Below are 6,090 nucleotides of genomic sequence, written 5' to 3' on the forward strand. Positions count from 1 at the left end.
AAATGAGAAAAAATAATGGTGCAATAAAAGAGTCCTATAATGATCGTGTATTTTTAACATTTATTTATATTTTTCTCAGTTTACTGATGATTGTAATACTCTATCCACTTATTTATATCGTTAGTGCTTCGATCAGTAGCCCTGAAGCTGTTACCTCAGGACAGGTATGGTTATGGCCTGTAGATTTCTCACTTGAGGGTTATATAGAAGTATTAAATAATTCAGATGTTATTAGAGGGTTCCGTAATTCTATTCTCTATACGATAGGATACACAATAATTGCTGTGTTTCTCACAATAATTTTTGCCTATCCGCTATCTAGAAAAAACTTTTATGGAAAAACCTTTTTCATGATTTTTATTCTTCTTACTATGCTGTTTTATGGAGGGTTAATTCCAGAATACTTAGTGGTACAGAAATTGGGTTTGTTAGATACTCCTTGGGCGATATTAATTCCTAAGGCAATGGCAGTTTGGCAAATTATAATAGCTCGCACATTTTTTTATACAAGTATTCCGGAAGAATTGGTCGAAGCAAGCGAAATGGATGGTTGTAGTAGCATAAGATTCCTGTGGCATGTTGTACTACCGTTATCAAAGCCAATTATAGCGGTGCTTGCTCTCATGTATGCAGTATTTCAATGGAATAGCTATTTTGATGCGATGATCTTTTTAAGAACAGAAGCTTTATTCCCATTACAGTTAGAATTAAGAGAAATACTGATTACCCAGTCAGAATCAGGCGCAAATCAAGATATTGCAGAACAACAAAAAAGACAACAATTAGCCAATCTTATGCAATACTCCTTAATTGTTGTTTCAAGTATCCCTGTGTTGATTATCTATCCTTTTGCACAGAAATATTTTGTAAAAGGAATGCTACTCGGCTCAGTTAAAGGATAATAATTATTTTAATCATTTAAGGAGGTGATATAGAGTTTTACAGTATATTGTTTTAACATGTTTTTAATAAAAGGGAGGAAATTAGCATGAAATGGAAAAGCTTTTATATGGTATTAATTTTTGCTTCAATAATTTTAATTTTAAGCGCTTGTAATTCAGATGATGAGTCAAGTGAAGAAGAAAATGCTGACGGTAAGACGAATATGTCTGTATTCATTGCAGAGAATGGTGAAATGGATTTAGAAACGAACTCATTTACGGAATTTGCTGAAGAAGAATTTGACATTAATTTTGAATTTCAAAAAACTGGTTATGATTCTTCTGCAGCAAAAGAGAAAAGACAAATCTCTTTAGCAAGTGGCGATTATGCGGATGTGTTCTTTTTAGTTGACTGGGTAGATAATTTTGCACCAAGTGAAATATTGAAATATGGAGAGCAAGGTGCATTACTACCATTAAATGATTTAATCGACGAACATGCGCCCAATCTAAAGGAAGTGTTAGAAGAACGAGATGAATTCAGAAAAATTGCAACGGCGCCAGACGGAAACATCTATAGTGTACCTGGATTAGAAGAGTGTTTTCACTGTACATGGCCAAATAAATTGTGGATAAATTCTGATTGGTTAGATGAATTAGGGTTAGACGTCCCTGCTACACACGAAGAATTAAAAGAAGTATTAACTGCTTTTAAAGAACAAGATCCAAATGGAAATGGTGAACAAGATGAAATACCATTAAGTGGTTCTGCGGCTTCTCCAAACCATTCCGTTATTCCAATTCTAATGAATGGATTTGTATATGATGATGCACAAACAAGATTGCTAGTAAATAATGGAGAGGTTAGCTTTGCAGCTAATACGGACGAATGGAAAGAAGGACTTGAATACATTCATTCTTTATATGAAGAAGGCTTAATTGACCCAGGTGCTTTTACCCAAAATCGTGACGCCTTTATCCAGTTGGGTAATAACGCTGATGATGTAATTTTAGGTGCAGCTGCAGCTCAACACGCATGGGAATTTATCGATAATGACAATCATCCTATGTTTGATGCCATTGAACCTTTACAAGGTCCAAATCATCAATATGCAACATATAATTATCCGGTAACAAATAGTGGAACTTTCGCTATTACAAATAAAGCTAGTGAGGAAGCCCAAGTTAAAGCGATTCAATTATTAGATTATATGTTTACTATAGATGGTATGATTCGCTCGCATATTGGTGTGGAAGGAGAAGATTGGGTAGAACCAGAAGAAGGCGATGTTGCAATTAACGAAGAAATGGAAGCCAACGTTAAATTGCTATTCCCAGAAGACCCACCAAACAATAATTGGTCAGCTGCAGCGCAATACTTCCAACCACGTGAGTTCCGGGATGGACAAGTGCAAGCAGAAGACATTTATACTGATGAAGGTTTTGAACGTCGTTTACAAGAAGCAACATATTTATATGAAGGAAAAGAACCAGAAGAGACTTTCCCATTCTGGGGAGTATGGTATCCACAAGATGTCCAGGATGAATATTCTACTCTAGAAACAAATATCTTGGATAATGTAGAACAAAGTTCTGTCCAATTTATTACAGGAGAATTAAGCTTAGAAGACGATTGGGATGACTATTTGAGCGGTTTAGAATCATTAGGTATTGATAGATACATTGAAATCAACCAACAAGTTTATGATAGTTATATGAATCAGGAGTGAAAAAAAGAGGAGCTGACTTAATTGTCAGCTTCTTTTTATTTACAAAAAGCATAAAAATTATCCGACTATAATATAAGTGAAAAATGTATTTCTTTTGTATTGTTAAAGGCATAACCAAACACAAACAAAAATAAAAAGATAAAATCAAAAGACAGCATTGCAATTCTAAAAGAAATGACTTATAATTTTAACAACGTTGTTATTTTGAAAGGGAATTCTTCTTTCTTCCTTTAGAAGCTTTCTTTTTTCTTGATAATGAAATCGATTACAAAATAAAGGTGGGGAAAAGATGAAGAAAAAGTATGTGTTAGTAGGTACCGGGGGAAGAGCTGAATTTTTCTATGGAGCAATGGTTCGTGATTTTCGTGAGACTTGTGAATTAGTGGCATTTTGTGATGTAAACCAAGTAAGAATGGATTATTCCAATAAATTATTAGAAGAAAAGTATGATTACAATAAGATTAATACCTATAAAGTTGATCGATTTGAAGAAATGATTGAAAAAGAAAATCCAGATATTGTCATTGTTACATCTGTAGACCGTACGCACCATCGTTATATCATCCGTGCAATGGAGTTAGGCTGTGACGTTGTAACTGAAAAACCTATGACAGTTGATGCTGAAAAGACACAAGCAATAATTGATGCGATTGAGCGCACTGGACAAAATGTACGGGTTACCTTTAACTACCGTTATGCCCCGCATAATACTAAAATTCGTGAGTTGATTCGCGATGGGGTGATCGGTCAAGTGAACTCTGTTCACTTTGAATGGGCATTAGATACGCAGCATGGGGCAGATTATTTCCGACGTTGGCATAGAGATAAACGAAATAGCGGCGGGTTATTGGTGCATAAATCTACCCACCATTTTGACTTGGTGAACTTTTGGTTAAATACAGAGCCAGAAACCGTTTATGCGACGGGTGGATTACGTTTTTACGGAAAAGAAAATGCTGAAGAACGCGGTGAAACTAATTTCTATCAGCGTGCACATGGAAGTGAAGTTGCAAAAAATGATCCATTTGCAATCGACTTAGAATCAAACGAACATTTAAAATCTCTTTATTTAGATGCAGAGCCAGAGGATGGTTACCAACGAGATCAAAGTGTTTTTGGTGAAGGAATTAATATTGAAGATACATTAGGGGTTGTTGTAACTTATAAAAACAAAGCTATCCTTACTTATTCGTTAAATGCATATCTTCCATGGGAAGGCTTTATCATTGCTTTTAATGGAACAAAAGGGAGAATTGAAGTAGAAGTAAGAGAGCAATCTTACATTAATTCAGGTGGAGACAAAAGTGATGAAGGTAAGTTAGATGAGAAAGTAATTCGTGTACTTCCGATGTTTGGTGAAGCATATGAAGTAGACGTTGAAGAAGGAGAAGGCGGACACGGTGGCGGAGACCCTGTGTTACTGAATGATCTATTCGGTGTTCCTGAAGAGGATGAGTTTAATCGTGCAGCTTCTCATATTGATGGAGCGATTTCCATCCTGACTGGTATTGCAGGCAATAAGTCACTAGCAACAGGTCAAGCAGTTAAAGTAGCTGATTTGGTGAATCTAAAAAGATAACAAAAAAGAGTTGGGCATTGCCCAGCTCTTTTTTATCAATATAGAAAAGCGTAAGAATTTATCGGACTACACTATAAGGAAAATTAAGACACTCAACATAAATAATTAGCATGAAGTCAAGTTTATATTGAAAATATTCTTCGGAAATAATCATTTAATAATATAGTAATCATTCCTTTAGATTACATAGTAAAACCCCTTTGATATACATCATTTAAACGTATATAAAAAATTGATTATATACGGAATGAAGGAAGAATCTTAGACTGAAAATGTATTAAAAAAGAAGGGGTGGAAAAATGAGTAAAACTTTAAGGCTATTTTATTTTTTAATTTTAGCGATGTTAATTTTAAGTGCATGCAATGATGAAAGCGCTTCACAAGAAGATGAAATGAAGGATCCAGATTTAAATGAAATTTCTATTTTAGCCCCACTTCATTCAGCGGAAACACCTGATAGTGGTATTGAAGAAAAAATAGAAAAATTAACAGGTGTAGAATTAGACTTGCAATACGTTCCCGCTAATAATTATCAAGACCGTATGAGTACTTCTTTTGCAACAGATAGCATGCCTGAAGTAGCAAATATACCAATTGAAGGTACATTTAAAGAAGCAATACGAGATGGTCAGTTTTGGGAAATAGAACCGTACTTAGATGATTTTGAAAATTTGAAAAAATTGAAACCTGAAATTCTCGATAACATGCGTATAGACGGAAAATTATATTCTTTATATCAAGGGCGACCATTATCTAGACAAGGAATTATATACCGAAAAGATTGGGCTGACAATCTAGGTTTAGATACACCAAAAACAACAGAAGATTTCATGGAAATGGTCAAGCAGTTTACTGAAAATGATCCAGATGCCAATGGTAAGGATGATACGATAGGTTTATCAGATCGTGGGGATCTAGCTTATGGGTCTTTCAATACGATCGCCTCTTGGTTTGGCGCACCACATGAATGGGGAGAAATAGATGGAGAATTAAAACCGGCTTTTATGTTTCCACAATATCAAGAAGCATTAGATTTTATGCGAGAAATGCATGAAAGCGGCTATATTAATCAAGACTTTCCAGTTACAAGTAAGCCAGATCAACAAGATATGATAAAGAATGGACGTGCTGGTGTATACGTAGGATGTATGTGCGATGTAAATGGATTAGCTAGCGATGGCAAATTGATTAATCCTGAGATGGAACTAGACGTCCATAATCAAATTTCAAAAGCTGGAGAAAAATATCAAATTTGGAGTATTCCTGGTTATAATCATCCTTACTTTTTCCCGAAATCGTCAGTAGAAACGGAAGAAGAGTTATTAATTATTTTAGAATTTTTTAATAAGATGATGGAACCAGAAGTTGCTAATACTGTCTTTTGGGGAGAAGAAGGAGAACATTATACCGTGGAAGATGGCAAAGCGGTAACAATTGATGACCAAAATAAGTTAGATCGTGAGGTTATTCCCTATCAAACCTTTGAAGTAGGAGAACCTGAAACGAATGGTAGGTACGAAGGTCAATTTGATCTTAAAGCAAGACAAAAAGCAGAAAATTTATTTAAGGATAATGAGAAGTACCTTATTAAAGATCCAACAATTACTTTAGATTCAGAAACATATGATCAAAAAAGTGAAGAATTAAAACAAATTATGGTAGATGCGACTTTTAACTATATCCTCGGTGATTTAGATAAAGCTGGATTTGAAGAACAAATTGAAAGATGGATGGATCATGGTGGGAACGATGTTATTGAAGAATTTAATATATCATGGAAAGCTTCAAATTAAATAAATTTTAAAAAGGGGCTGGGACATAACTAGCCTAAAATAATAAAAAAAGGTTCCAATTATCGTTATTTGATAATCGGAACCTTTTTTTGACGAATGGTTTTCAG

General features: G+C 34.6%; 4 protein-coding genes. All 4 read left to right on the forward strand.

The window, feature by feature from the left end; translation table 11 throughout:
• Positions 1–2: 2 nt before the first annotated feature.
• The 4 genes from DFR57_RS14910 (at position 3) to DFR57_RS14925 (ending at position 5,983) form a co-directional block, all read left to right on the forward strand.
• Entirely contained in the window at positions 3–902 is a 900-nt protein-coding gene (locus DFR57_RS14910) for a carbohydrate ABC transporter permease (protein WP_114354015.1), read from the forward strand.
• 86 nt (positions 903–988) lie between these two features.
• A complete protein-coding gene (locus tag DFR57_RS14915) occupies positions 989–2,611 on the forward strand; it encodes an extracellular solute-binding protein (protein ID WP_114354016.1) in 1,623 nt (540 codons plus the stop codon).
• Positions 2,612–2,900: 289 nt separating this feature from the next.
• Positions 2,901–4,190 (forward strand): Gfo/Idh/MocA family oxidoreductase, encoded by a 1,290-nt coding sequence (locus DFR57_RS14920; protein ID WP_114354017.1) that lies wholly within the window; start codon positions 2,901–2,903, stop codon positions 4,188–4,190.
• Between the two features lie 299 nt (positions 4,191–4,489).
• Positions 4,490–5,983, forward strand: coding sequence for an extracellular solute-binding protein (locus tag DFR57_RS14925; RefSeq protein WP_114354018.1), 1,494 nt, complete (start codon positions 4,490–4,492; stop codon positions 5,981–5,983).
• Positions 5,984–6,090: the final 107 nt, after the last annotated feature.

The sequence above is a fragment of the Saliterribacillus persicus genome, assembly GCF_003337485.1.
GTDB classification, from domain to species: Bacteria; Bacillota; Bacilli; order Bacillales; family Amphibacillaceae; genus Saliterribacillus; species Saliterribacillus persicus.